Source organism: Aeromonas sp. 19NY04SH05-1, assembly GCF_040581895.1.
GTDB classification, from domain to species: Bacteria; Pseudomonadota; Gammaproteobacteria; order Enterobacterales; family Aeromonadaceae; genus Aeromonas; species Aeromonas enteropelogenes.
Map to the genome: position 1 here is coordinate 3,967,295 of NZ_CP095328.1, position 22,181 is coordinate 3,989,475.

The 22,181-nt window shown below is 58.5% G+C and carries 22 protein-coding genes; 2 read left to right on the forward strand and 20 right to left on the reverse strand.

The window, feature by feature from the left end; all coding sequences use genetic code 11:
• Positions 1 to 103 precede the first annotated feature (103 nt).
• A complete protein-coding gene (locus tag MRK42_RS18195) occupies positions 104 to 883 on the reverse strand; it encodes a TatD family hydrolase (RefSeq protein ID WP_354688453.1) in 780 nt (259 codons plus the stop codon).
• Between the two features lie 43 nt (positions 884 to 926).
• Here MRK42_RS18195 and MRK42_RS18200 point away from each other — a divergent pair, with 43 nt between their 5' ends.
• Positions 927 to 1,559 (forward strand): type II secretion system protein, encoded by a 633-nt coding sequence (locus MRK42_RS18200; RefSeq protein ID WP_354688454.1) that lies wholly within the window; start codon positions 927 to 929, stop codon positions 1,557 to 1,559.
• Positions 1,560 to 1,866: 307 nt separating this feature from the next.
• Here the strand turns inward: MRK42_RS18200 and luxS are convergent, their stop codons facing one another.
• From luxS to MRK42_RS18240, 8 genes are all read right to left on the reverse strand, one after another.
• A complete protein-coding gene (gene luxS / locus MRK42_RS18205; protein WP_216993678.1) occupies positions 1,867 to 2,376 on the reverse strand; it encodes an S-ribosylhomocysteine lyase in 510 nt (169 codons plus the stop codon).
• Between the two features lie 18 nt (positions 2,377 to 2,394).
• Complete coding sequence (locus tag MRK42_RS18210) at positions 2,395 to 2,988, reverse strand: transglycosylase SLT domain-containing protein (protein ID WP_061476378.1); 594 nt, start codon at positions 2,986 to 2,988, stop codon at positions 2,395 to 2,397.
• A 5-nt stretch (positions 2,989 to 2,993) separates the two neighbouring features.
• The gene (gene glnB, locus MRK42_RS18215; protein ID WP_026455772.1) at positions 2,994 to 3,332 is read right to left on the reverse strand and encodes a nitrogen regulatory protein P-II; all 339 of its coding nucleotides are present in this window, start codon (positions 3,330 to 3,332) and stop codon (positions 2,994 to 2,996) included.
• Between the two features lie 9 nt (positions 3,333 to 3,341).
• Entirely contained in the window at positions 3,342 to 4,964 is a 1,623-nt protein-coding gene (locus MRK42_RS18220; protein WP_354688455.1) for an NAD+ synthase, read from the reverse strand.
• A 73-nt stretch (positions 4,965 to 5,037) separates the two neighbouring features.
• Positions 5,038 to 7,146: a prepilin-type N-terminal cleavage/methylation domain-containing protein gene (locus tag MRK42_RS18225; RefSeq protein WP_354688456.1), complete on the reverse strand. Its 2,109-nt coding sequence runs from the start codon at positions 7,144 to 7,146 to the stop codon at positions 5,038 to 5,040.
• An 8-nt stretch (positions 7,147 to 7,154) separates the two neighbouring features.
• The gene (locus tag MRK42_RS18230; RefSeq protein ID WP_061476233.1) at positions 7,155 to 8,261 is read right to left on the reverse strand and encodes a PilX N-terminal domain-containing pilus assembly protein; all 1,107 of its coding nucleotides are present in this window, start codon (positions 8,259 to 8,261) and stop codon (positions 7,155 to 7,157) included.
• A 4-nt stretch (positions 8,262 to 8,265) separates the two neighbouring features.
• Positions 8,266 to 8,853 carry a type IV pilin gene (locus MRK42_RS18235; protein ID WP_026455775.1) on the reverse strand — a complete coding sequence of 196 codons (588 nt, stop codon included), beginning with the start codon at positions 8,851 to 8,853 and terminating at the stop codon, positions 8,266 to 8,268.
• Positions 8,854 to 8,873: 20 nt separating this feature from the next.
• Positions 8,874 to 9,407 (reverse strand): GspH/FimT family pseudopilin, encoded by a 534-nt coding sequence (locus tag MRK42_RS18240; protein WP_026455776.1) that lies wholly within the window; start codon positions 9,405 to 9,407, stop codon positions 8,874 to 8,876.
• A gap of 95 nt (positions 9,408 to 9,502) precedes the next feature.
• Between MRK42_RS18240 and MRK42_RS18245 the strand changes: the two genes are divergently transcribed.
• Positions 9,503 to 9,892, forward strand: coding sequence for a type IV pilin protein (locus MRK42_RS18245; RefSeq protein WP_354688457.1), 390 nt, complete (start codon positions 9,503 to 9,505; stop codon positions 9,890 to 9,892).
• A 3-nt stretch (positions 9,893 to 9,895) separates the two neighbouring features.
• Here the strand turns inward: MRK42_RS18245 and tppA are convergent, their stop codons facing one another.
• The 11 genes from tppA to ribF form a co-directional block, all read right to left on the reverse strand.
• Positions 9,896 to 10,297: a type IVa pilus pseudopilin TppA gene (gene tppA, locus MRK42_RS18250; protein WP_354688458.1), complete on the reverse strand. Its 402-nt coding sequence runs from the start codon at positions 10,295 to 10,297 to the stop codon at positions 9,896 to 9,898.
• A gap of 8 nt (positions 10,298 to 10,305) precedes the next feature.
• A complete protein-coding gene (locus tag MRK42_RS18255) occupies positions 10,306 to 13,632 on the reverse strand; it encodes a PilC/PilY family type IV pilus protein (protein ID WP_354688459.1) in 3,327 nt (1,108 codons plus the stop codon).
• Positions 13,633 to 13,642: 10 nt separating this feature from the next.
• A complete protein-coding gene (locus MRK42_RS18260) occupies positions 13,643 to 14,119 on the reverse strand; it encodes a PilX N-terminal domain-containing pilus assembly protein (RefSeq protein WP_223379144.1) in 477 nt (158 codons plus the stop codon).
• Positions 14,120 to 14,130: 11 nt separating this feature from the next.
• Entirely contained in the window at positions 14,131 to 15,240 is a 1,110-nt protein-coding gene (locus MRK42_RS18265; RefSeq protein WP_354688460.1) for a PilW family protein, read from the reverse strand.
• Entirely contained in the window at positions 15,237 to 15,650 is a 414-nt protein-coding gene (gene pilV / locus MRK42_RS18270; RefSeq protein WP_223379148.1) for a type IV pilus modification protein PilV, read from the reverse strand. The genes MRK42_RS18265 and pilV overlap by 4 nt, the downstream gene beginning before the upstream one ends.
• Complete coding sequence (tppE, locus tag MRK42_RS18275; protein WP_042071071.1) at positions 15,647 to 16,150, reverse strand: type IVa pilus pseudopilin TppE; 504 nt, start codon at positions 16,148 to 16,150, stop codon at positions 15,647 to 15,649. The genes pilV and tppE overlap by 4 nt, the downstream gene beginning before the upstream one ends.
• Positions 16,151 to 16,406: 256 nt before the next feature.
• Complete coding sequence (ispH, locus tag MRK42_RS18280; RefSeq protein ID WP_354688461.1) at positions 16,407 to 17,342, reverse strand: 4-hydroxy-3-methylbut-2-enyl diphosphate reductase; 936 nt, start codon at positions 17,340 to 17,342, stop codon at positions 16,407 to 16,409.
• Positions 17,342 to 17,794, reverse strand: coding sequence for an FKBP-type peptidyl-prolyl cis-trans isomerase (gene fkpB, locus MRK42_RS18285; protein WP_354688462.1), 453 nt, complete (start codon positions 17,792 to 17,794; stop codon positions 17,342 to 17,344). The genes ispH and fkpB overlap by 1 nt, the downstream gene beginning before the upstream one ends.
• On the reverse strand, positions 17,791 to 18,306 hold the full coding sequence (lspA, locus tag MRK42_RS18290) for a signal peptidase II (protein WP_354688463.1): 516 nt from the start codon (positions 18,304 to 18,306) through the stop codon (positions 17,791 to 17,793). The genes fkpB and lspA overlap by 4 nt, the downstream gene beginning before the upstream one ends.
• Complete coding sequence (gene ileS / locus MRK42_RS18295) at positions 18,306 to 21,167, reverse strand: isoleucine--tRNA ligase (protein ID WP_354688464.1); 2,862 nt, start codon at positions 21,165 to 21,167, stop codon at positions 18,306 to 18,308. Before ileS ends, lspA begins: the two co-directional genes overlap by 1 nt.
• Positions 21,167 to 22,141, reverse strand: a complete 975-nt coding sequence (ribF, locus tag MRK42_RS18300) for a bifunctional riboflavin kinase/FAD synthetase (RefSeq protein WP_042025856.1) — start codon at positions 22,139 to 22,141, stop codon at positions 21,167 to 21,169. Before ribF ends, ileS begins: the two co-directional genes overlap by 1 nt.
• Positions 22,142 to 22,181 lie beyond the last annotated feature (40 nt).

Sequence of the window (22,181 nt, forward strand, 5' to 3'; positions counted from 1 at the left end):
TTTTATCAGTGTCAAAATGATCGATTGTCACAAAAGTAGACAGCAAACGATTTTTACGCTCATTTTTTTTTCTGCTGCCCAAAAGCCTTGTTGCATATATGTTTCAGCATTGACGCTCAAGATGGAAAAGTTCAAGGGTAGATTCATGCAACACCCTTGCAACATCCAACATGCCTTCCTCTCTTATTGAAGCCAGAGTAGTCACTATTTTTACTAATGACGCCGGGGTATTGCGCTGCCCCTGCTCCCCTTGCAACGGCATGTCGGGCGCATCGGTTTCCAGCAACAGAGATGAAAGCGGCATATCACGAAATGCCTCACGGGTCTTGTTGGCCCGCTCATAACTGATCACCCCACCGACCCCCAAGCGAAATCCCATCTGCCAGAAAGTGTCGGCTTGCTGCCGGGAGCCGCTGAACGCATGAATCACCCCCCCTCTGGCAGGTTTGAAACGACGCAATAGTTTGGCAACCGTGTCATTGGCCCGTACCGAGTGCACGATTAATGGCAGCTCATATTCACAAGCCAACCTGATTTGCGCCTCAAATAGATCTATCTGCCCTTCCTGGGGAACATGGGAACGCAGATCCAGCCCGCACTCGCCTATCGCCACCAACCCAGCCGGGCGGCGAGCCACCAGCATCCGCAGCCGTTCCATCACCCCTTCCTGCTGTGCACCGGCATACCAGGGGTGAATGCCCAAGCCATAGAAAATATCGGCATGCTGGCCTGCCAAAGCCATTACCCGCTCCCAGTTATCCTCAGCGATGGCAGGGATGATATACTCCCGGATCCCAAGCTGTCGGCAATGAGCCAGTAACACCTCCCTGTCCTTGTCGAAGACGGGAAAGTCGAGATGGCAATGACTGTCAATCAGCTGCATATCACTACACCTATTTGCGGTATTTAATGGGTCATTCAACACAATGAAACACAGACACCATGGTTTTACCCTGATTGAACTGGTACTGGTCATCATAGTGCTGGGTATTCTGGCAGTCATCGCTCTGCCCCGTTTTATCAATATCAAGGATGATGCGTTAAGAAGCAGTGTCGCGGCGACGGCGGGTAGTTTTGCCAGTGCAGTGCAGCTGGCCCATGCAGGATGGGCTGTTGCCACCAAGGGAGAGGCGGTCGCACTTTACAATTTGGGGAGCCATGGGGAGGGCAAGTCGGACATCAATCGCTACGGATGGCCGTCAGGCTCCGAAGAGGATTACAACCAACCCGCCAATACCCCCTATCAGCCCGGTTCAGGAAACCATATCTCAGTCAGCAATCAATCGGATTGCCGTTTGCTGTTTACCGACCTCCTTGATGGCGATCAGACAGTAGCTTCTACCAACCAACCTGATGAGATCAAAAAGCAGGCGGACTATCTTTCGGACATGGTTGGCCCGGGACATCCTGATGAGGAGGAGGGTGATGAGATGCATTACAACTGCCGCTATATCCTGCGCGACTCAATAGGCCGCTTCCAGACGGGTTCTGATTATGAAAATGGCCTCGGCTTTGAGTACAACAGCGTTACCGGTGCCGTGACCCGCAATTTTGACTAGAGGAAGAAGAGGCCTGTTCCGACTGATCTTTTGATGACGCCTCATCGTAACGCACCGGCGTGCAGCAACGCCGGTTTTGCGCTGTGAGCCCCCACTCTTCGCACCATGCGTCGTAACGGGCCAACCAACGCAGCAAGACTCCTTTCATGCTCATAGCATCCCTCTTTTCTTGTTCAGTCGAACACCATGCTACCAGAGAACACTCGCTGAACAAGCTGCCTGTCTGCCTGCATCAGTACCAATAAAAAAGCCGGGCAGCAGTGCTGACCGGCTTCTCTGGATTGATTTTACGAGGCATATGCCTGGCTTAGAGACTCTTGAGCTTCTCTTCGGGCAGGGCCAGCTCGTCGTTGTGGTTGACCCCGATCCCCCGTTCCAGCACGTGACGGGCAATGGCGTGCGCCTCTTCCAGAGAGTGCATGCTGAAGGTACCGCACTGGTATTCGTTAAGCTCGGGGATCTGCTTCTGATCCTGCACGGTCAGCACGTCGCTCATGGCCGCTTGCCAAGCCGCCCCCACCCGCGCCTCGTCCGGTGCACCAATCAGGCTCATGTAGAAACCGGTACGACAGCCCATGGGGGAGATGTCGATGATCTCGACCCCATTACCGTTCAGGTGATCCCGCATGAAACCGGCAAACAGGTGCTCGAGGGTATGGATGCCACGCTCGGAGAGGATCTCCTGGTTGGGCACACAGAAACGCAGGTCGAACACGGTAATGGTGTCCTTGTTCGGGGTTTGCATGGTCTTGGCCACGCGTACCGCAGGGGCTTCCATACGGGTGTGGTCAACGGTAAAACTGTCCAATAACGGCATTTCTGACTCCTGATTGGGTTACCAGAACCAGCCCCCGGTGGAGAGCTGATCCTTGCATTGTCGATACTGGGCGCCGTAGCGTTGGGCTCGGGCCTCTACCTTGCGGGAGGTTTTCATCAACCAGCCCTTGCTTCGGTAGCTGCCACGCCGGTAGCCACCCCACCCTTCGTGATAATTGAGATACTGGCCATACGCATCCCACTTGGAGGTGCCGTTCAGCCGCTGGGCCTTGTGAGTGTACCAGCCCATAAAATCGATGGCGTCGGCAAAATCGTCCCGATCACTCCAGCTGTTGCCGGTTTCCCGCTGGTAATCGGCCCAAGTTTCATCTTTCACCTGAGCGTAGCCATAGGCGGAACTGGCCCGCCCGGTCGGGATGAAGAGGAAATACTCCATGGGCGGCTGGGCGTCATGTACGAAGGAGGACTCCTGATACATCATGGCCATGACCACCTGGATCGGGGTACCCCACTTCTCGTTCATCTTGAGGGCCGCCTCATGCCAGTCAGGCTTCTCGCGAAAGATCTGGCACAGGTTTTCCGGCTGGGCCGGCGGCCGGCTACTACAGGCAGTCAGGCCAGCCAACAGGCCTGCCACCACAACGAGGCGCATCCACATCAGATGGCGTCTTCGTTCTCTTCGCCGGTACGGATACGAATGACCCGCTCCACGTCACAGACGAAGATCTTGCCGTCACCAATCTTGCCAGTGCGGGCGGTGTTCTGGATCGCTTCCAGGCAGGCATCGAGATCCTCATCCTGCACCACCAGTTCCAGCTTCACTTTCGGCAGAAAGTCCACCATGTATTCGGCACCGCGATAAAGCTCGGTGTGCCCCTTCTGGCGGCCAAAACCTTTGACTTCGGATACCGTCATGCCGTTGATGCCGATCTCGGCCAGAGCCTCGCGCACATCGTCCAGCTTGAACGGTTTGATGATGGCTTCAATCTTCTTCATGGTGACTCCTTACCAGTTCTGTTTGCCAAACCCGGATGTGATTGGGTAACGACGATCCTTACCAAAGTTGCGGGCCGTGATGCGGGGACCGACCGCAGCCTGACGGCGCTTGTATTCGTTGAGATCCACCAGACGGATCACCTTGCGCACCACCGCCTCTTCGAACCCTTCGGCCACCATGTCGGCGACCGAGGCATCCTCTTCGACGTAGCGCTTGAGGATGGCATCCAGGATGTCATAGGGAGGCAGGCTGTCCTGATCCACCTGATCCGGCGCCAATTCTGCCGAAGGGGGACGGTCGATAACCCGCTGCGGGATCACATAATCGACCGAATTGCGGTATTCGCACAGTTTGAAGACCAGGGTCTTGGGTACGTCTTTGAGCACGTCAAAACCGCCGGCCATGTCGCCATACAGGGTGGCATAACCCACCGCCATCTCGCTCTTGTTACCGGTGGTGAGCACAATGCGACGACGCTTGTTGGAGAGCGCCATCAAGAGCACGCCGCGGCAGCGAGCTTGCAGGTTCTCTTCGGTGGTATCGCGAGCCGTGCCTTCAAACAGGGGAGCCAGCTGATCCATAAACCCTTCGAACATGGGCTCGATGGAGATGATGTTGAACTCAACACCCATCCGCTCGGCCTGCTCCTTGGCATCTTCCACGCTCATCTGGGCGGTATAGCGAAATGGCATCATCACCGCCTGCACCTTATCGGCACCGATGGCATCGGCCGCAATCGCCAGAGTCAGGGCAGAGTCGATACCGCCGGAAAGCCCCAGCACTGCGCCCTGAAAGCCGTTTTTGGTGACGTAGTCCCGAACCGCCAGCACCAGCGCCTGATAGGTTTCGGCCAAGGGCTCCAGCGGCGCAGCCGGTTCCCGCTCTTTCACCGGCTCACCATCGGCAAAGCGCACCAGCGCCAGCTCTTCGGCAAACGGCGCCAGCCTGTGAGTCAGCTCGCCATGGCTATTGAAGACTTTTGAGCAGCCGTCGAAGATCAGCTCATCCTGGCCACACACCTGATTGAGGTAAATCAGCGGTACGCCGGTCTGATCGCAGCGCTCCGCCATCAACTCGCGGCGGATCCAGGGTTTCTCCTGATCGTAGGGTGAGGCATTGATGGTGAGCAGAAGCTCGGCTCCCGCCGCCCTGGCGGCCAGCGCCGGGCCTGCTTGCCAGAGGTCTTCGCAGATAAGCAGACCCAGTTGATGACCACGGAACGGCACGACACATGTCTCGGTGCCTGACGTGAAGTAACGCTTCTCGTCAAACACCCCGTAGTTGGGCAGATCCTGCTTGAAGTAGCGTGCCACCAGCTTGCCCTGCTCGTAGAGGGAGGTCGCGTTGTAAAGTGCCTCTCCTTCCCGCCAGGGGTGCCCCACCAGAATGGCGCAGTTGCCTGCCCAGGCTGCAATTCGAGCTAGCGCGGCATCAACCCGGAGCATGAGATCACTGCGCAGCAGCAGATCTTCCGGCGGATAGCCGGTCAGAGCCAGCTCGGAGCAGACCAGCAGATCGGCCTCTTGCCGATCTGCCTCAGAGGCCGCAGCCAGCACCTTGTCACAGTTTTCTTCGATGGCGCCTACCGTCAGATTCAACTGGGCAAGCATCAGAGAGAGGGCTTTTGCCATGGCGATGCATCTTAAAATCAAAAATGATGGGGAATGATAAAGAAAAGGCGCTGGCTGTGCCAGCGCCCGAGGTTCAGGGAGTACAAGTCAGGTTTGCAGCATTGGTCACACCATTGTCCACCAACAGGGCACAGGGGCCCGTGATCACCTGGCCACTGGCAGGCGGCGTCATGGCGATACTGAGGGAGGCCGGCTTCAACAAGTAGGTTTTATTGCCCTGAGCGCTATAGGATAAATTCACAACCAGATTACTGTTTTGTGCGGCAGAACAAACGTATGTAGCGGGCTGGTTGTTGGTTTTTGGCACATCGATACGACAGGTGGCTCCCGTGGTTGTCGTAGTGACTGTCAGCCCGCTGAACGTGTTGGCCTTACAGGACTCTGGAGCGGAATTTTGCCCATTGCCCTGTTCAAGACACTCGATTCGTCCCGATACGGTCAGGGTCGGCACCGTCTGGGAGCTGGTATCGATCGCCACCGGCATGGTGGCACTCTTGGCCTCGCTCTGATCCACCGGAGAGATGAGCGAAGCGGTGATCCCCGAGTTCCCCTGATAGGCGGTTACCTTGATCGAGGCGCTCTGTAACACGTTGGACGCATCCTTGGTGCTCTTCTTGGCCGACAAATAGCCACGGCTGTAACTGCCGAAGTAGTAGTTGCTGAGATCAACCACCGTCTTGACCGTCTCGTTGGTCACTCCCACGTAATCAGAGGTACTGCCGGTGAGCTGGCCATTCAGGGGCACCAGGCTCCACTCCGCCAGCATGGTCAGGTTGATGTCCTGAAACGGGATCCGGGCCAACAAATCCTGTGATGTCAGATCAAGCTTCGCGAGATTGTCTGGTGAGAGCACATCCACATAGATACCGCGGGCAATCAGCTGGGCCGTCCCCGTGTTCATGGTGATCTTGGTGCTGGTGTCTCCTCCCGCTGCCGCGTTGGTAGGCAGCCAGTCGGCAAATTCAATGATCGAGGGGGGCGTTGCCGTGGGATTCGAAGTCCAGTTGAGAGTGTTCTTCTGCCAAGTAACATAAGTGGTAACAACGTACTTGATGTAGTTCTGGTAGCTGGTCTGGTTCTCAGCCTTGGCGAGGAAGTCGGCGCTGGTCACTATGACTTTGATCAGATTCCAGTCCGGCAGGGGACGATAGTAGCCATCGAGCCGGACAAAGCGGCAGGCATCGACATAATTCCCGCTATTGACCGATGAAAGGGAGCTGCTGTAGCGCTGTCGGCTGGTGTGAAGCGGCGAGTAAAACTGGTCGAAACTGCTGCCACTGCCATCGAAGTGATCCTTGCAACAGCTGGTACAGAGGGCCGGTTGATCCTTGACGCTGCTGTTGAGTACCCCTGTCTGCTTGATCACCTGGGAACCCGCATTCCAATAAAGCAAATTGCTGCTGGTCAGGGTTGCCTGGCCGGGCAGGTAAGCATTTATGCTCGAGCCATAGCTACAGGAACAGGAGACCGAGGCCAGATCCTGCAGCACCTGCTGGGTGTTGCCGCCATTGTCGGGCTTGTAGGTGACCGTCTCGAACTGCACCAGCTTGCCAACCGCACCATCCTTGGAGGTCACGGTCGGCAGCGGCTTGCTAGTCTCCTGCTTGCGGCCTTCCTGATCGATCTGGATGGAGATGACATCAGGCGCAACTCCGGGGATATAGACCACGTGGGGCGGCTCGCGACTGGTATCCAGCCCGCCGTTGAACTGATTCTGAGTCAGCGATTCCGCCGGCGACACGGCCCCGGAGAGCAGCAAAGAATGAGCCTGCCCTACGCTGTCGCTCCAGCTGACGGTCACATTGACTACCTTTCGGCCAGGATAGGAGTACAAATAACCCACCGGGATCGTGGTCTGCCAGGCAGAGCCATTCCAGTACTGGTTGCTGACGGTCCAACTCAGGGCATAAGTCCCCCCGCCATCGGCGGGAGTGGCCGAACTGGTGCCCGCCGTTATGTTGTTGTAGGCCGTGAGCGGCGAAACCGCACTCACCACCCCGTTGAAGGTGCGAAACGCATCGAGTTGTGACTCGGCCAGCCGCATGGCCACCTCGTAGCGGCGACTATCCTGGGAGGTATTGAGCAATGAGCGAGACATAGCCACCAGACCTGCCACACCCACCCCAAGCAGAACCAGGGTGATCAAAATCTCCAACAGCCCAAATCCCTTGTGCGGTTTCATAGATGCTCCTACCAGTCCCGCCAGCTACCAGGCACCAGATTGATGCTCTGAAACGCCGCCCCATTTTCGATATTGCTCAACACCGCCTGATCATACTTGGCATCGAAGGTCCCATTGGCCGTCTTGCCCAGCTGATAGTTGGCTACTACCGCGCCGTTGACGATTGCTCCCCCCTTCAGGCTGACGTCGGTGGTGGCTGTGGCGGGCGTGGCTGAGTAGGCGAACACCAGCCCGTACAAGGTCGCATTCCCGTTCACCATCAGGTTGCCGTTGCGTATGATAAGCACGACCGGCGCTGCGATCGAACCGATCGACCCACCCGGTTTGCAATCACCATCGACGATGATGAGACCGCGCGAGGCGGTCGACAGTGAATCGCAATTGGTCAGCAGTTGCACCGCCCGAGACTCCAGATTGGCCCAGCCGGCAGCATCATCATTCTCGTTGAACAGATACCAGACCAGATCCGTGGGGAAGTCGGTATCGTTGTCCTTGATGTCCGATTGTTTGTCGCCCTTCTGGCTGATGTTGGCGCTGCAGCCTCCGCTGTAGTCCCCCTGATGGCAGGTCTGACCGGAGCCATTTGTCAGGTCCACATTACCGTTGGTCCAGATGGAGAGCGGCACTCCCGGCCCCCCTCCATTAGGATTGGCCACCACGGTAAAGTTGCCGGATACGGCCATGCCACCTGCTACCGTCAGGGGGGCGGCCGGGGTGCCGGCCAATACGCTTATCTTGATAGCCTTCACCTCAACCTCGGCATTGGCCGTCGCATCGACCAGGGTCGCCTGGGTGCGTATTTTCACCGGTGTTACACTCGCCCCCCCCACGATCACAGCCGGTTCATCCAGCGCAAAGAGGGTGTAATTGCCGGCCGATACGGTGACGGAAACACCGCTGCTAGGGGTGCGCCAGGTGGCATCCTGCGCAAGCCGCCCGACCCCGTCCGACAACCCCAGCTCGGCCAGCGCCAGCGCCTGGCGATACTGCACCTCGTTGAGGCTGACACGACGATCCGCCACCATCAGCTTGCCCACCAGCAACGAGATGCCAAGCAGGATCACGATAAGCAGCAGGGTGATGGTGAAGGTAGTAAAGCCGAGATGACGTTTCATGGCATCAATACCCGTCGTTGCGCAGCTTGATATCGCGCTGCAGGGTGAGTTTGAGTGCGGAGTTCGCCTTGTATTGACCCGAGATAGCCATGCGCACCGTCCTCGCGCCGGCCGAGGCGCTACTGCCAAACAGCGAGAAGGTCAGATCGGTTACCTCTATGGTGTTGTCGGTGCTGAGCAGGTTGCCAGTGCTGCAACTGGTGCCAAGTTGCACCCCTTTGTCAGCGCTGTCATAGCTGTAAATAAAGGTTTCATCAGAGCCAAGAGACCCGTTGTTATCATCATCGTATTTCAGTCTGATGCAGCGATAAATCTTGGAACCACTGACGGTCTCATTCATCAGATCGCTGCTCGTATCGAAATAAAACGGGGACCTGGCTCCCGATGCAGCCCCAAGAAATGCGGTCGCCCCCTGATCGTAACCGGTTCGCTGCACGTCACGGGCTATCATGTCAGTGATGCTCTGCAGCTCCTGATTGAGGCGACTCACCTGCATGGATGTTTGATTGGCCTTGAGGATGGTGGCGAACAAGGATGTTACGGCTGCAACCAGAAACAGACCTGCGACCATGGCCACCATCAGCTCCACCACGTTGAATCCCCTTGGTGCTTTCAACATGCAGGCACTCCACTGACATTGCTGACACCACAGGTGCGCACACGCCCGACATTATTGGTCTTGACCTGCATGGAGTAGGTACCGGACGAAATGGCAATATTCCCCGCCGCCAAGGTGGCCCTTCTGGGCGAAATACTTAGAGGCCTGACATTGGTCACCGATTCACTGTAACTGGCCACCAGACTGATACCGGGATATTCGCTGGCATCTGCCCCCTTGCGTCCCTCAATGCTTGAGCAGGAATCGCTGCAGCTGCTGCAGCTACCATCAATATGGATTCGATAACACCAGTTACTGGTGCCGCTGTTGAAGATAATAAACTGCAAGGTGCGATTACGTTTGATCGCCTCTGACTTGAGCAGCATCACATCCGTGTATACGGCCTGGGTGGCTGCTTTTACCATTTGTTCCTGGCGCAAAGACTGATAGCTGGGGATCGCCACGGTCAGGAGCAACGCGACCAGCGCCAGGGCAATCATCAATTCAATCATGGTAAAACCGGCGGAGCGGCACTCTGCGCATTCCATTGGCTAAAGACTCCTTTCTTTTCGCACATGCCAGTAGAGTGTGGTGTCAGTACTATCCTATAGTATCTATCTGTTTAACGAACCCTGCCGCCCCCATGAGAATCAAACAATCAGGTATTACCCTGCTGGAATTGATGGTGGTAGTCGCCATCGTCGCCATCATTGCCGCTGTCGCCTACCCCAGTTTTACAGATGGTCTGCGTAAATCCCGCCGGGCTGAAGCCGTCAAGGGATTGTTGACCATGCAGCTCAAACAGGAAGAGTTCCGCATCTCCAACTCCAGCTACAGCAGTGCCGTAGCCAATGTGGGCAACCCGACCAGCGATTACTATACCTTCACCATTTCAGGTGCCACTGCCACCGCCTACACCCTGGTTGCAACCAGCAAGGGTGCCCAGGTCGGCGACAAGTCCGGCAGCACCAGTTGCGACAGCCTGACCATCAACAAGGCCGATATCAAGACCCCGACCGAGTGCTGGAAATAAGTTTTACCAGCATTCGGCCGTTGTCATGGTGGCACGCGATACCCCCTGCTGTCCGCTCTGATCGAGAGTCAACAATCCACAGGGGTCGCCGTTCATCACACCGGTCGGAATAGCCGTCAGGGTATAACGGGCCCCGCTGGCATTGAGCGCCAGATTGTAATAAGCCGTACCACCGTCCCTGGGCAGGGTCGCCAAGCCGGCAGAGGCCAGGTTGCCAGTGTCGTAATTGCCATTGGCGGTAAACTCCCGCTCCAGATATTGCGCGGCTTCCAGCAAAGTCGCTTTGGCTTCGGCCCGCTTGGTGGACGCCATGTAGTTGTTGTAACTGGGATATGCGATCGCAGCCAGAATGGCGACCACGACCACCACTATCATCAACTCAATCAGGGTAAATCCACGTTCCATTCCAGCCTCTACTCCAGTTGCAACCAGGACTGACGACCACCCAGATCGCCCGCCCCCTCTTCCAGCGTGACCGAGATGTTGCCGCTGGAGCCGCTGATGTATTTACGCTCCATATCGGCATCCTCCACTACGCTCGGCGTCGTGGTGAGCTCGTCAAATTGCTTGCCGCTGACCGGCACCTTGATGTCATTGCCAGCCTCATCCTTGATCCCGACATAGTCATCATCATTGACGGCTCCGTCGCCATTGACGTCGAATACCGAGTAGGTGAGGCGGGCGCCCGAAACAGGATCCAGCTCCATCAGCCAGGAGCGGCCACCAAAATCGCAGGCATCCGCCGACGGTATCAAGGTGTTGAAGATGAGCCGCTTGTGCCGGTACAGCATCTCGGAAACTGCCCGCTCCCCGACCCCCTTGCTCAGCCCGGGTGATTTCAACACCAGATACCAGCCCTTCTGGCTGGTGTAATTGACATCCCTGCTGGAGACCACCCGCACATTGAACTTGATGGTGGTGCCATTGGCCACGAATTCATGGGTAATGCTCTGCTGCAACAACTGGCTGCGGCTCACCTCGCTCCCAGTGTCCCAAATGCCGTAGACGGCCTCCAATCTTGGATTGGTGGGCAATGACTTGTCATCATTGGTGAAATAGCTGCCCGTGCCCATCAGCACCATGATCCCTCCCCTGGGATGGCGGATCGCCAGCGGCCGCATGGTGATGGGCTGGCGCGTGCTGGCCGAGCAGGCGCCATCGCAAGCCTGGAACAGCGGCTTGGGTTTGTTGCCGGCCTTGAACGCGATTCCCCATTGGGCGCTGTTGTTGTCCCTCAGGTCGAATTTCCAGAGATTGCCCTGCAAATCGCCAGCATAGACATAGTCAACCACCCGATCGCCATCCTCATCCACAGGCAATGGCGAAGAGAGGCCATTGGGCTCGCTGGCCGATCCTACCTGGGTGTCGATCTCCTTGATGACGGCGCCGGTCGCCAAATCCAGCACAAACAGCCGCGCCGTCTGGCTGTTACTGTTGTACCCGTTGGCCACCAGGGCGACCCACTTGTTGTCGGCCTTGACCCGTACCAGCGTCGGGGCGGCCAACGCGATGCCCATCTCGGAATGGGTGAACTCCCACAGCATCTTGTCAGCGGTGAAGTTGTTCGGTGCGGTCACATCGATGGCGAACACCGCCTTGCCTCCCGCTCCGGTAGAGCCCAGCAAGAGAGTCTTCCAGCGACTCCCCAAATAGGCATCCCCGACCCTGGGCGTCCCGTCCACATAGTAGCGATGGTTGTAATCCGGCCTGGTCAGCTGGGGCAGCTCCCCCAGCAGGCTGGCCGGGATATAGGCCAGTTGCTCGACACCGTCGGCCACCCGAAAGCCGTGCAACATACCGTCATTCGCACCGACATAAAGCATGGGCGGGCGACGGGCGATTGCCGTCGAGCTGAGGAACGCCTGATAGCTCTCCCGCTCGGTCTGGGTCAGGCCAGTCGCGCTGCTGTAGCCGTAATCGCGCTTGCCCACATAGACGGGATCCGAGTTGATGATGTCACCGAGCAGATCGCTGCGATTGCGAAATACCCCGCCATTGCGCTGCTCGCCACCGCGCTCACCGCGCAGATAGGCGACCCGGCTTTCTCCCAGATTGTCACCGGCAATATTGAGCAGGGTGCGGTTGGTATTGTTAAGCACCTCCCAGGTGAAGGCGATGCCGGCCCCGCCTTGCCGGGTGAAGATGCTGCGTGCCGAAGGCTCCGGTATCTGGGTGGCGGCATCCCAGGCGATATTCCCCAGAGAGCCATCACTGTTAAGCGGGATCGAGACCAGTTGTCCCGACCAGTCACCGCTGTTGTAACGGGCCTGGTAGATATGGGTATTGCTGTCAAGACGGGTGGCGTTGGCCGTTACCGAACTGGCGGAGCTGTTGCGGGCGGCAATCTGTGCCAGCGTACTGCTCAGGGCCTCGGCGAAGGTATCCGGATCCGCCGCGCTGAAGAAACTCCCCTTGCTGTTGACGGCCGCATGCCACAAATCGTCGATCTTGAACTCATCGGAATCATAAGGATTCGGCCAGCTGCCCGGGATACCGTTGGCAGGATTGAGCGAACCGTTGACCCCAAGCCCTACGGTAAAGTTGACCAGATGCTGCCAGTTGGCAGGGTCTGCCGTGCTGGTCGGCACCTTGTTGGCCAGGTCGCGACGCAGATCCGTTTTCCAGTATTTGTAGGCCACGTCCGCCAGGGAATTCTTGATGCCATCCTGGTCCTGATCGCCGACCGAGGGCGAGTCACCGTTCCAGTAGCCATCCGTCATCAGAATGTTGTAGCTCTGGCGGCAGGTCAGATGAGGAAGTGTGCTGCCGGCACGAGCAGACCAGGGGCCGTTATTGTCACTGCGGGAAAAATACTCCCCTACCTCTTTCAGGCTGGTGCGCAGCGGTGTCCCCTTCGCCGGAATGTCGCGGCCATACAGCTCATCGAAAAAAGCGGTTCGATCAGTACCTGAAAAAGGGGTGACACCGCGGATCACGCTGCCGCTGGCATTGATGGTGGCAAAGCCGACCCGAATGGCCTCCCCCTGGCTGGCGAAGGCTCTTCCTACTCCGGCCCGGGCCGCCAGGATCCGCGAACGGTAATAGGTGTACCAGTTGGCAAAGTTCTGAATTTCCTCGTCAAAGGTACAAACGGGCGCATTTTTGCAGTCACTGCGATTGGGGCGACCGTCATAGATGGTGGCCACCGCCTTGTTTATCACCACCCGGGTATAGTTCTTGGCGTTGAATACATTGCCACTTCCCTTGTAGTCAAAATAGACAGCCGGCCAGAAACTCTCGTCTTGGTTGTAATAATAAGGAGAAAACTCAGTGTAATAGATGGCCCACCATGCTCGATTGGTTTGAGTCAGGTCGCGACAACCGGCCGCCATCTTCATAGGGTTGTGAGGGGCACAGGTCACTTTGGCATTGGCCATCAAGGAGCCATCCGCATTGGCCCAGGGGCGATAGGTCAGCTGCGGGTTGTAATAGAGCTTGTTGTTATGGCTGGAGCGCACGTAGGCATTGCGGGCATTGTCGCTGGCAAAGGTGATCGTATAGTTGGCGTAATCGTCATTCCCATAAACATTATTGGCTCGTGGGTAGACATAGCGTGCATCGTTCTCGATCAAGGACTCGGGCATGATCTCGAAATGCATGGAGCCCGAATCATCCAGAGTAAACATGATATTGGGATCGGCCCGGGTGCCGAGATAGAGGGGAACCTGGGCAATATCAAGCGCCGCCTGCGCCGAGGCGCAGCAGAGCATCAGCGAGAGTCCAAAACCGAGTTTGCCCATACCCCGCCTCCTAGCGACTATAGGTCGATTGCAACAGCACCCGGCTCTCGTCCGAGAGACCAAATCCCCTTGCCGTGATGCGATAGAGGCGACGCTCGCTGATGGGCTCATCGACCGCCAGATTCTCGCTGCCCCCCTGGGTATAGGGCAGCCGTTCGATAAAGTACTCAGGGGCTCGCCCCGCCAGACCGCTGTTGGCATAGGTGCGCCAGGATGTGGAGGGTGATGCGGGATCCACCGCAGTATCGACAAATTCATACAGGCCTGAGCTGTTGTCATAAGGACCCGAGTTGCCAGCCTCGATATAGCGTTCGGCGGCGCGCAGGCCCGCTTCTGCCGCCTGCAGCGCTTGCAGCGCCTCCTTCTGGTTGCCAGCCATCTTCTCCTGCAGCTGCGCGCCCCGCATGCCGGCCATGCCCAGCAGGCTCACCATGACCAGAAAAATCAGGCTGATCACCAGCGCCATCCCCTGTTGTCGATGCATCATGACTGGGCTCCTCATGGTAACCGGTTACGCAGCGCGACCGTGGTCTCGGCTACCCAGTACCAGTTGCGATCGGTCGCCTGGAAGGTGGCGCCGGCAAAGCTCAGGGCTTGCGGTGCCGACACCACATTGCCCTGATTGCTGCGCATCAGAAGCTGCACCCCAATCCCCAGGACGTTGTCCCAGTTTGGATTGCTGGCGGCGCTCACATAGCGATCCGTCGCCCGATCCCGGTTCTGATCCTCCCCGAACGTGAGCTGCATATTGGCAACCCCTTCAATGAGGGGCATGCCGGCGGCAACTCCGCTCTTGCGATAGAGGGCGTAGGGGCTGTTGGCCGAAGGGCGAGCAATATAGTAGAGGCGGGTTTCCACCCGGTTCAGTACCGATCCTAACCCGAAGCGCTCCTCGGCCGGACTGCTTGCCCCGCCCCAGGAACTGGTTGCATTACCAGGTACAAGATTGCCGTTATTGTTGTTCTCGGCATGAACAATGTTGACCTCACGCCCTCCACCGACTCCCTGCACACGTGTGATCTGGAATATTCTGGCCTTCTGGCAATCGGAGACCATGACGATGTCTCCCTCGCACAGATCGCTGTAACCCTGCTTGCCGGTGCCGCAATAATCCACCTTGCTGGAGAGGTGCTGGACAAACAGCTGGGCGGCGTTGTTATGGTTATCACGACTGAGCGGCACCCCAACCCCAGCCGGCCCTTGAACCAGCAGCACATCGCTACCCGGCATGGGCCTGGGTTCGGCTCCCGTGAACAGGGCAGAAAGAGGGGCTGGCAAGGTGGCCGTCACATTGTCATAGCCACGCAAAAAGGTAGTGAAGTTGTAGGGCAGTGCCGCGTTGTTGTTGAGGGTATTGGTGATATTGACCCCCTGTTTGCTGAGGCACCCCTGATAGCCCACCATCCGCAGCTCTTTTTGCAGCAGATTGGTGGCAAAGCCGCTGTCTTCCCGCACCCTGGCAATCGCCTCGCCCGTGAGATAGGTTTTGTGATTGCCAAGAAATACCTGAATGATGACCCCCACAGTCACCAGAGAGAGCACCAGGGCGATCATCACCTCGACCAGGCCGATCCCGCGCTGGCGTAGGGGCAAACCGGCCCTGCTCATAGATCCGTCCTAAGGGTCATGCTGCGCGACGCAGGATCGGTGGCCAGCCGGCTGCTATCCCACTGAATGGTGATGGTGGCCCTTCCGGCGCTGACCGCCACGGCACCATCGCCACCCGGCAGCTCGCTCAATACCCGCTTCCAGTGCAGCAAGTCCTGTACCGCCATGGAACTGCCCGAGACCGTCTCGCCCAGATCGATGTTGTATTGCCCTATCAGGGCCGCACTGCGATTGGCCCGCATCATGTCGTTGATCATGTAGGCGTACTGGGTCGCTTCGGTGCGCGTCAGGGCAGACTGATTGCTCTTGAGTGCCTGCAGCTGCAGGGTCGCCATGCCCAGAATGCCGATGGAGAGCACCAGTACCGAGATCATGATTTCAAGCAGTGACAAGCCCTGTTGTCGTGTCATGGGCAACGTACCTCGGCGATGGAAGGGCGACCTGCCGCAGTGATGGTGATATCGCGGGCCGCCTCGTTGCGGCACCCTTCCGGGCGCAGGGCAAACACCTGCGATGCCTGTGAGCGGCCATCGAGAAAACCGTCGCCACTGAAGCGCAACAGAGAGGTATTGCTGCTCAGGGTGCCTGTCTCCATATCGGGGAAACCCCGCAGCAACTCGCCGTTATCGAGCCTGCCGTTGCCATTGCCATCGACCCAGATCTGCCAACCGGCCTCCCAGTGATGCTGAGTCAGGTTCTCGGCCGAGGCGGACAGGGTCACCGCCGCATTGCGGCGAATGGCTTCGGAACGGGCAAGGTTGATAGCTGCCACAAAGTTGTTGGCCTGGGTATTGAGGGTCATGCTGCGCAACAGAGAGTTGAAGGAGGGCACTCCCAGCGTCAGCAAGAGAGAGACGAGCGCTATGGTAACCATCAGCTCGACAAGGCTAAAACCTGAACGCAAAAACATCCTGTTTCGCTCTGATTTGTTCTGGGGATGCAGACACAGCTCCATGTGTGTTCAGCCAGAGTAGGGGCTTGCAGGCAGTCTATGCCGGACACTTTGGGTTTCAATCCTGTCTATTCAAAATTTCGAGCTACATCATCAATTTTCGCTGCGATCTGGTCGTGAACGTGCATAAAGGACTCGTTGGAACCAAAAACAAAAAGCCACCTCGAAAAGGTGGCTTTGGCAATACATGGTCATCCGGCGAGGATGAGACGCGTCAGATGATGCGCAGCTCGGGCGGTACCTCGAACACCACATTCTCTTCGCGACCCGGGTGTTCAGCCACCATCTTGCCCCCCAGCTCGCGCAGGCGGGTGATGACGCTCTGCACCAGCACCTCGGGAGCTGAAGCTCCGGCAGTCACACCGATCGCCTTCACACCGTCCAGCCAGGCGGCATCGATCATGGAAGCATCATCGATGAGATAGGCCTTGGTGCCCACCTTTTCGGCCAGCTCGCGCAGCCGGTTGGAATTGGAGGAGTTGCGGGAACCCACCACCAGCATGGCATCTACCAGCTCCGCCATCTCCCGTACCGCGTCCTGACGGTTTTGGGTGGCATAGCAGATATCGTCCTTGCGCGGCCCCTGGATCTTGGGGAAGTGCTGGCGCAGGGCATCAATCACCTCGGCGGTCTCGTCCATGCTGAGGGTGGTCTGGGTGACGAAGCAGAGATCATCCGGGTTCTTCACCTGGAGTTTGGCTACGTCATCCGGCGTCTCCACCAGATACATGCCCCCCTCGCGGTTCTCGTACTGTCCCATGGTGCCGATCACCTCGGGGTGGCCGGCGTGACCGATGAGCACGGCTTCGGAGCCCTTGCGGCTGGCGCGATGGACTTCCATGTGTACCTTGGTCACCAGTGGGCAGGTGGCATCGAACACCTTGAGGGCGCGGGACTTGGCCATCTCGCGCACCGTCTTGGCGACGCCGTGGGCGGAGAAGATGACGATGCTGTCATCCGGTACCTCATTCAGCTCCTCGACGAACACGGCTCCGGCATCCTTGAGCTTGTTCACCACATAGCGGTTGTGCACCACCTCGTGGCGGACATAGATGGGGGCACCGAACTTCTCCAGTGCGCTCTCGACGATGCTGATGGCGCGGTCGACACCGGCGCAAAAGCCGCGGGGATTGGCCAGCAAGATATCCATCAGAGCACTTTCTCCTCGTCGTCAACGCCCAGGATCTCCACCTCGAAGGTGACCGTATGGCCGGCCAGCGGGTGGTTGAAATCAACCGTCACCGACATCCCTTCCACCGCCCGAATGATGCCGGGCAGCTCGCTACCGTTGGGCTGGTCGAACAGGATGATGGTGCCGACTTTCGGCTCCGCATCGGAACCAAACTTGGCTCTGTCCAGATGGTAGATGTTGTCAGGGTTGGAGAGACCAAAGGCCTGTTCAGGGGCCAGGGTAAAGCTCTTGCTCTCCCCTTCGCCCAGGCCGAGCAGACACTGCTCGAAGCTCGAAGTCAGGCTGCCATCCCCCATCCGCAGACGGGCCGGCTTGCCGTGCAGCGCCGTGCTGTCGGCAACCGAACCATCTTCCAGCTTGATGGCGAAATGAAACAGCACGCTGCTGTCAGCACCAATCTGTCGACTCATGCCGCCCCCTTTTTCTCGTCCTGCTCACCCTTGGATGAGCGAAAGCCGTCCAGCACTATCATGGCGGCGCCGATGAAGATGAAGGTATCGGCCAGATTGAAGGCCGGCCAGTGGGCCCGACCCCAGTAGAAATCGAGGAAATCGACCACATGACCCAGCACCAGCCGGTCGAACACATTGCCGAGCGCCCCGCCGATGATGAGGCTATAGGCGATACCGCTCCAGCGCTCGGTCACCGACTGCTTGCGCAGCCAGTGGATCAGCAGACCGCAGATGGCAAAGGCCAGCACGGCGAAGAACCAGCGCTGCCAGCCCCCCTGATCGGCCAGAAAGCTGAACGCTGCGCCCTTGTTGTAGACGTGGACCAGATTGAAGAAGGGGGTGATCTCCACCCCCGGGTAGCCAAATGGCAGCAACTTGACCACGGCGAGCTTGCTCGCCTGGTCCAGTATGAAGGCCAGCACCGCCAGCCACAGCCAACGCAGGCCGCTTTTATGGTGAGTCATGTTCATCAGGCAAATTGACGAGTTTCGCCGTCACCCTCGACGTTGGTGACACAGCGGCCACAGATCTCTTCGTGACCTTTGATCGTACCCACGTCTTCCACATGGTGCCAGCAGCGGTCGCACTTGGCGGCGGCAGACTGGGCCACGCTCAGCCACAGGTCATCACGCTCGGTCGCTACAGTCCCTTCCGGAGCCGCATCGGCCACGACCACCTTGGCCTTGGAGGTGAGCAGCACGAAGCGCAGCTCGTCGGCCAGGGTGTTGAGGCGGGCAGCCAGCTCCGGCTTGGCGAACAGGGTCATTTCGGCCTGCAGGGAGCCACCGATGCGCTTCTCGCCGCGGGCGGCTTCCAGCGCCTTGTTCACTTCACCACGTACGGTGAGGATCTCGGCCCAGAAGGCATCGTTGAGGGATTCGCCAGCTTCCAGTCCGAACAGGCCGTCGTACCACTCTTCGGTGAACACGAACTCGCCACGCTCGCCCGGCAGCAGTGCCCAGATCTCGTCGGCGGTGAAGCTCATGATGGGTGCCATCCAGCGCACCATGGCCTCGGCGATGTGATAGAGAGCAGTCTGGCAGGAGCGGCGGGCCAGGCTGTCTGCCTTGGCGGTGTACTGACGGTCCTTGATGACATCCAGATAGAAGGAGCCCATCTCGATGGAGCAGAACTGCATCAGCTTCTGGGTCACGCCATGGAAGTTGTACTCGTCGAAGGCCGCCACGATCTCGGCCTGTACCGCCTTGGCACGGCCCACGGCCCAGCGATCCACTACGACCATGTCGGCAGGCGCGACCATGTCGGTCGCCGGATTGAAGCCGTTCAGGTTGGCCAGCAGGAAGCGGGCAGTGTTGCGGATGCGACGATAGGCGTCGGCGGAACGCTTGAGGATCTCGTCGGAGACGGTCATCTCGCCGGTGTAGTCGGTGCTGGCAACCCACAGACGCAGGATGTCGGCACCCAGCTTGTTCATCACGTCCTGGGGGCTCACCACGTTGCCGATGGACTTGGACATCTTGCGGCCCTGACCGTCCACGGTGAAGCCGTGGGTCAGCACCTGGTTGTAGGGGGCCTTGTCCTTCATCGCCACGCCGATCATCAGGGAGGACATGAACCAGCCGCGGTGCTGGTCAGAGCCTTCCAGATACATGTCGGCCGGTTTGCCGTTGAACTCGGGACGAGCGTCGACCACGGAGGCGTGGGTAGAGCCGGAGTCGAACCAGACGTCCAGGGTGTCGGGCACCTTGTCGTACAGATCGGCATCGGCGCCGAGCAGCTCGGCCTTGTCCAGATCCCACCAGGCCTGAATGCCGGATTGCTCGACCCGCTTGGCCACTTCATGCATCAGGCGCACGGATTCCGGGTGCAGCTCCTGAGTCTCTTTATGGACGAACAGGGAGATGGGCACACCCCAGGTACGCTGACGGGAGATACACCAGTCCGGGCGACCTTCCACCATGGCCTGGATGCGGTTCTTGCCCCATGCCGGAACCCAGCCGCTCTGGCCGTGTTGTTTGATCCCATCCTTCTCGATGCGATCGATCTCTTCCAGGGCGCGCTTGCGCAGACCGTTCTGATCCATGCTAATGAACCACTGCGGGGTGGCGCGGAAGATGATCGGAGTTTTGTGGCGCCAGCAGTGGGGGTAGGAGTGGTTGAACACCTTGTGATGCAGCAGGGCGCCGCGTTCGGTCAGCACCTCGACCACGGCCGCATTGGCCTTGAATACGTGCTGGCCGGCAAACAGTTCGGTATCCGGCAGGTAGACGCCGTTGCTGCCAACCGGGTTGGCCACTTCCAGACCGTACTTCTGGCCGACCACGAAGTCTTCCTGACCATGGCCCGGTGCTGTGTGAACGGCGCCGGTACCGGCATCCAGGGTGACGTGATCACCCAGCACCACAGGCACGTCGAAACTGTAGAAGGGGTGGTTGAAGCGCAGCAGCTCGAGGGCAGCCCCCTTGGCGTACCCCAGGTTGTGGTAGTGCTCGATGCCGGCGCGGTCCATCACATCCTTGACCAGCTCGGCAGCCAGGATCAGGCGCTCGGGGTTGTCACCTTCGACCTGCACCAGGGCATAGTCGAGGTCGGCATGCATGGCGATGGCGCGGTTGGCGGGCAGGGTCCACGGGGTGGTGGTCCAGATCACCGCAGAGAGGGTGCCCTTGCCAGTGTGCCCTTCGGCGCAGTCAAACTTGGCGGCCACGGCAGCCTCGTCGACGGCCTTGAAGCGCACGTCGATAGAGGGGGAGTTCTTGTCGTAATATTCGACTTCGGCTTCAGCCAGGGCAGAGCCGCAATCGGTACACCAGTGCACCGGCTTGGAGCCCTTGTGCAGGTGGCCGTTCTCGACGATCTTGGCCATGGAGCGGATGATGTTGGCTTCAGTGCCAAAATCCATGGTCAGATAGGGGTGTTCCCAGTCACCCAGCACACCCAGGCGGATGAAGTCGGCCTTCTGGGCCTCGATCTGGGTCTTGGCATACTTGCGGCACTCGGCGCGGAACTCGGCGGCGGAAACCTTCTCGCCCGGCTTGCCGACCATGCCTTCCACTTTCAGTTCGATGGGCAGACCGTGGCAGTCCCAACCCGGGACATAGGGGGAGTCGAAGCCGGACAGGCCCTTGGACTTGATGATGATGTCTTTGAGGATCTTGTTGACCGAGTGACCGATGTGAATGTTGCCGTTCGCATAGGGGGGACCATCGTGCAGAATGAAAGAAGGCTTGCCCGCTTTGGCGCGGCGAATAGCGCCGTAGAGATCCTGATCGTACCAACGCTTGAGCATGTTGGGTTCGCGCTTGGCCAGATCGCCACGCATCGGAAACTCGGTTTCCGGAAGATTCAGGGTGTGTTTATAGTCGCTCATCAGTCCTGGGTTCCCTTCTTTTCTAAAAGAGTGCTGGGTAAATGAAATTGTGGCAGCCCGAACCAGGCTCGGGCCGCCAGGGCATCTCGTTCGATTTGCTCTTTCAAGGCAGAGAAAGAGGCAAACTTCTGCTCTTCGCGCAGCTTGTGGCGAAGCAGCACCTTGACCTGTTGACCATATAGATCACCAGAAAAATCAAATAGATGTACTTCCAATCTAGCTTGTGTACCGCTCAAGGTAGGCCGTACACCCACATTGGCGACACCGGGGAAGGTCTTGCCGGAACATAACACTTCCACCGCGAACACGCCACCGACCGGGATAACCTGGCGCTTGAGGGCCAGATTGGCGGTAGGAAAACCTATGGTGCGCCCCAGCTTGTCGCCGTGGGCCACCCTGCCGCTGATGGTATAGGGGCGGCCGAGCATCAGCTCCACCTCGGCCATCCGGCCAGCCTTGAGGGCTTCGCGCACCAGGGTGCTACTCACCCGCTGGCGGGACAGCTGGAAACTCTGGGTGCTGATCACCTCGAAACCGAAGCGGCGGCCCGCCTCTTCCAGCAGGTGAAAATCCCCTTCCCGCCCCTTGCCGAAGCGAAAATCATCGCCGACCACCAGGTAGCGCACGCCGAGTTTCTCGACCAGCAGTTGCTCGATGAAGGTGGACGCCGCCTGTCCGGCAAAACGGTGGCTGAAGCGCACGCAGAGCAGGCGATCGATCTGCAGCCCCTTGAGCGCTTCATACTTTTCCCGTAATCGGCTGAGCCGGGCCGGGGCCGCTGCGCCGGCAAACAGCTCCAGCGGCTGGGGCTCAAACAGCATGACGCAGGCGGGCAATCCCAGATGGGCCGCTTTCTCCTTGAGACGTGCCAGTACCGCATGGTGACCCTGATGAACCCCATCAAAGTTGCCAATGGTCAATACACATCCCCGGTGACGGGGCTTGAGATTATGAATGCCGCGAATAAGCTCCATCGGTGCCTTGTACGTTGCTGTTATGAAAATCGCCGGATTA